The following is a 4,122-nucleotide window of genomic DNA, read 5'->3' on the forward strand; positions in this document are numbered from 1 at the left end:
CCTTGCCTCTTCATCAGCGATCCCATCCTGTAGGGGCGAAGCATTCGGATAGGAAATCTAAGGTTTCAGCGATAGGTTATTGCCCGAATGCTTCGCCCCTACTTTTTCAGCAAACCCTAAATAAGAACAACCTATGAATATTGAATCAACTAAAGTAACCCCCGAAGAAATTGCCCAGTTTCGCGCTGAATTGGTAGATAATCTAAGTGCGATTGCTGCTTTGGATGCGATTGATGAGTGCGACGGTTATCTCAAGTATGCTATACCCTTACTGCTAATGCGAGAAACTGGTACAGAACCAGATAGATCTATCGGTGATTTACTGAAAAAATGCCGCCAATTTATCTGTCAAGAGGAAGTTAGAGAAGCTTTGGAATCTGGAATGATTGCACCAGCAATAGAACCAATTTCTATGGGTGCTGGTATTCCTCCAGGTGTGGCAACAGCTATCGGTATTTGTGCTTTTAAGTTGGGTATGAAAAAGGTTTGTGCTAATCCTGAAACTTAAATCCCTGTAGCGATAAAACCTGCCCAATAGTAAGGACTAATAAAAGGATGGGGTTGGCGTTGTTTTATTAGTTTCAATGATTGTTCATATCGTAGGCGCTGTCCTGGTCGTAGTTGGGCAAGATGTTTGTCTATTTGCGGCTGATATTGCTCTAGAAATTTGTCCAATTCCTCAATGGTTAAATTCTGTAACCAATTTTGTGCAGTTTTTAAAGCAACTGGTACAGAAACTTGCTGATTCTCATCAAATAAAATCTCATATAATTTAATCATCAAGAAGGAAGTTGACAGGTCATTAAGTGTCCATAAACTACTGACAACACTGGGACTTCCTGCAAACAGAAAACCACTGGGTAAACCGATATATTCATCGCTGATAGAGTTTAAATCAATTAAGCCAGTTTCGCAGGCAGAAAGGGTGATAAGGCGACATTTATTCAAGCGCAGTTCAAAGATTTCGCCTAATGTTAGGGGTTCCTTATTGGCTAAAAATAAGGCGGATTCTAGGGGATTATCGGGGTTAAAGCTTCCATGACAGGAGAAGTGATAACAGTGGTTATCTGAGGATTTGAGATGGGGAAGAACAGCGTTTTTAGTGGCGTTATCTTTAGCGATAACTTGAGATTCAGTAAAGAAAGTTGAGAGGATATTAACTTCTAAGTCAGTGTAAAATAAGTCTTTGGTGGGGTTTTGAATGGCGAACAGTTTATTAAAGTCGGAATGGTGAGAAGTTTGGGTAATTTTTTGCAAGATTTGACAACTAGGGGCATATTGTATATTGTATTTGTCCTGCAAAATTTGGTTTTTGTTAATCGGGAAAGCGTGAATAGGGAGAATATGCAGAAACCAATGGGGGATAATAATTAAGCGTTGACAAGTATCGGGAATAAGGGCAAGAATATCATTAATATGCAGAGTATCAGCAAAAGTATGTAAGAGGTTAGACAGTTGATTTCTCCATTCTTGCTTGCCATTTTTGGAGTAGTAAAGCTGTCGATAATTACTGAAGGTATCAAAGAATTGCTTTATATCATCTTCGGAAGATTGCCAATATTTAACATCTCCATCAGCAGACACGACAAAAGCGAGTATTTTCTCGAATGTAATGTACCATTGTAGCAGACAAGTTTCGGCATCAGTTAAAGCCTGAATCTCTGTAAATGGGATCGGCTCAACTTTTTGAGTGAGGCTAAAGAGAGGATCTTTAATTTCTCTTGCAATAAAATCATCTAAGTCTTGTTGATATTCTTTCAGATGACTATGATCTTGAACGTAGGGAGTTAGGTTATCACTACGCATTGAATTATGGTTAATACTTTGATGTTGTAAACGAATTTGTTCATTAACCACTCTTTGCTTTAATTCATCTAATTGAACCTTAATTTGTTGACTAACGCCTTGCGGTTGTAGATTTTTCTGAGTCATTAATTCCACCAGGTTACGCCCCTTGCTGCGTTCGATATATTCTAAAGCTTTCTCAGGTTGATTGAGGTTAAGATGCGCCAATACAATGCGATGGAATACATCAATAGCATTAGAGAGGGTTTCTTGGCGATTTTGGGGGTTAAGTGCTTCTAATCGGGCATTTTCGACAGCTTCAATGGCGATATGATAGGCTTCTGTGGCGGATTGCCATTGCTTTTCATCGTAGTGTAAATTGGCTAAATTACGGGCAGTTAGTAAACAATCAAGAGGAGCAGCGTCTTTTGTGCGGATTGTTAAAGCATTCTGATAGGATGCAATCACTTTTTCTAAATTCTCAGCTTTCTCCCCTCTGATTCTGTAAAAGTAAGCAGTGGCGAGATTATACTGTGTCATTGCCCATTCTTGGGGAAATGCGTCAAAAGTTCTCACTTTCAAGGCTTGATGCAAAGCGGTGATCGCCCTTTCTAAATTCTCAGCTTTCTCCCCTCTGATTCTTTCACTGTAAGCATTAGCGAGATTATTTTGTGTCATTGCCCATTCTTGGGGAAATGCGTCAAAAGTCAACACTTTCAATGCTTCATGGTAAGCAGTGATCGCTTTTTCTAAATTGTCGGCTTTCTCCTCTCTGATTCTGTCCCTGTAAGCATTAGCGAGATTATTCTGTGTAGTTGCCCATTCTTGGGGAAATGCGTCAAAAGTCCTCACTTTCAAGGCTTCATTGTAAGCAATGATCGCTAATTCTAAATTTTGAGTCTTATCTTCTTTAAGTCTATTAGAGTACGCATTGCCTAGATTAACTTGCGTTAATGCCCATTTTTGGGGAAAAGCGTCATAAGTATGAATTGCTAAAGACTGTTGGTAAGCATTAATAGCTAATTCTAGATTGTCTGACTTGTTTCCTTTGATACGATCACGATAAACGGTACCCAAATTATTTTGTGTGTTTGCCCAATCTTCAGGAAAAGTCTCACGGTTACGAACTTCTAAAGACTTTTGGTAAGCAACAATAGCGAATTCTAAATTATCTGCTTTTTCTCCTTTAATTCGATCACAATAAACATTTCCTAAATTGTTTTGTATTGTTGCCCAATCTTTAGGAAAAGCTTCGCAGGTAAAAACTTCTAAAGCTTGTAGATAAGCAGCAATAGATAATTCTAAATTATCTGCTTTATCCCCTTTAATTCGATCTAAATAAATGTTTCCCAGATTACTTTGTGCATTGGCCCAATCTTCTGGAAAAGTATCACGGGTATGAACTTCTAAAGACTGTTCAAGCGCAAAAATAGCTAATTCTAGATTGTCTGCTTTTGCTCCTTTGATACGCTCATAATAAGCTATACCTAGATTATTTTGTCTAACTGCCCAATCATAAGAAAAAGCTTCACGGGTATATATTTCCAAAGACTGCTGAAAAGCAGCAATAGCTAATTCTATATTATCTGCCTTTTTTTCTTTGATGCGATTTCTATAAGCTTCTCCGAGATTATTTTGTATTGCTGCCCATTCTTTAGGAAAGGCACTACGAGTGTATATTTCCAAAGACTGTTGAAACGCAAAAATAGCTAATTCTAGATTGTCTGCTTTCGTTCCTTTGATACGATCACAATAAGCTATACCTAGACTATTTTGTGTTATTGCCCATTCTTTAGGAAAAGCAGTACGAGTATATACTTCTAAAGTCGTTTGATAGCCGACAATAGCAATTTCTTGATTATTCGCAAAATTCAAAGGAAATAGTTTAATTTTATTGCACAAATTGTGAATTACACCTGCTATATTAGCAGACTCTTCTCTGCTTCTCTGAGAAAACATATTTCTAGCGTATATCTGTAATAATTTAGCAAAAGTGTCGTCTAATTTATCTTGGTGCTGTTTTAAAATAGGATAAATTATCGCAACATCACTATTACTTTTATTGGCTGCTAGTACTATGTCCAGTAGAAATGTCTTATATTCTTCTATAGTAAACTTTTGACGGCTGATATACTCTGCTAACTGTTGCGCCATATTCAGCAACCATCGCGCCTCATTTTCCCTTCCTGCATTCCCGTATTGTTGCGCTACTGCTACCATGGCGTTGCTGAATTAAGCTATGAATCAGTAAGGAATAGGCACTTCTTGAAACTTCAGATAATGAATTAATAAACGAATAGAGTATCCTAACATTTCTGTAGACTTAGAATAGCAGAG

The 4,122-nt window shown here is 37.8% G+C and carries 2 protein-coding genes and 1 pseudogene; 1 reads left to right on the top strand and 2 read right to left on the bottom strand.

What is annotated here, in order from left to right:
* The first annotated feature begins 133 nt into the window (after positions 1-133).
* The gene (locus EWV66_RS00895) at positions 134-508 is read left to right on the top strand and encodes a hypothetical protein (protein ID WP_287107804.1); all 375 of its coding nucleotides are present in this window, start codon (positions 134-136) and stop codon (positions 506-508) included.
* Here the strand turns inward: EWV66_RS00895 and EWV66_RS00900 are convergent.
* Both EWV66_RS00900 and EWV66_RS00905 read right to left on the bottom strand, forming a co-directional pair.
* Positions 505-4,005 carry a CHAT domain-containing protein gene (locus EWV66_RS00900; RefSeq protein ID WP_287115880.1) on the bottom strand — a complete coding sequence of 1,167 codons (3,501 nt, stop codon included), beginning with the start codon at positions 4,003-4,005 and terminating at the stop codon, positions 505-507. The two genes, EWV66_RS00895 and EWV66_RS00900, sit on opposite strands and share 4 nt — an antisense overlap.
* Positions 4,006-4,029: 24 nt before the next feature.
* A pseudogene (locus tag EWV66_RS00905) lies at positions 4,030-4,122 on the bottom strand (IS1 family transposase); the annotation flags it as partial.

Origin of the sequence: Microcystis sp. M_OC_Ca_00000000_C217Col (assembly GCF_007095585.1) — a bacterium.
Classification (GTDB): domain Bacteria; phylum Cyanobacteriota; class Cyanobacteriia; order Cyanobacteriales; family Microcystaceae; genus Microcystis; species Microcystis panniformis.

Excerpts from the sequence above, each read along its gene's own strand:
- EWV66_RS00895 (WP_287107804.1), top strand. The coding sequence starts at position 134 with ATGAATATTGAATCAACTAAAGTAACCCCCGAAGAAATTGCCCAGTTT.
- EWV66_RS00900 (WP_287115880.1), bottom strand. The coding sequence starts at position 4,005 with ATGGTAGCAGTAGCGCAACAATACGGGAATGCAGGAAGGGAAAATGAG.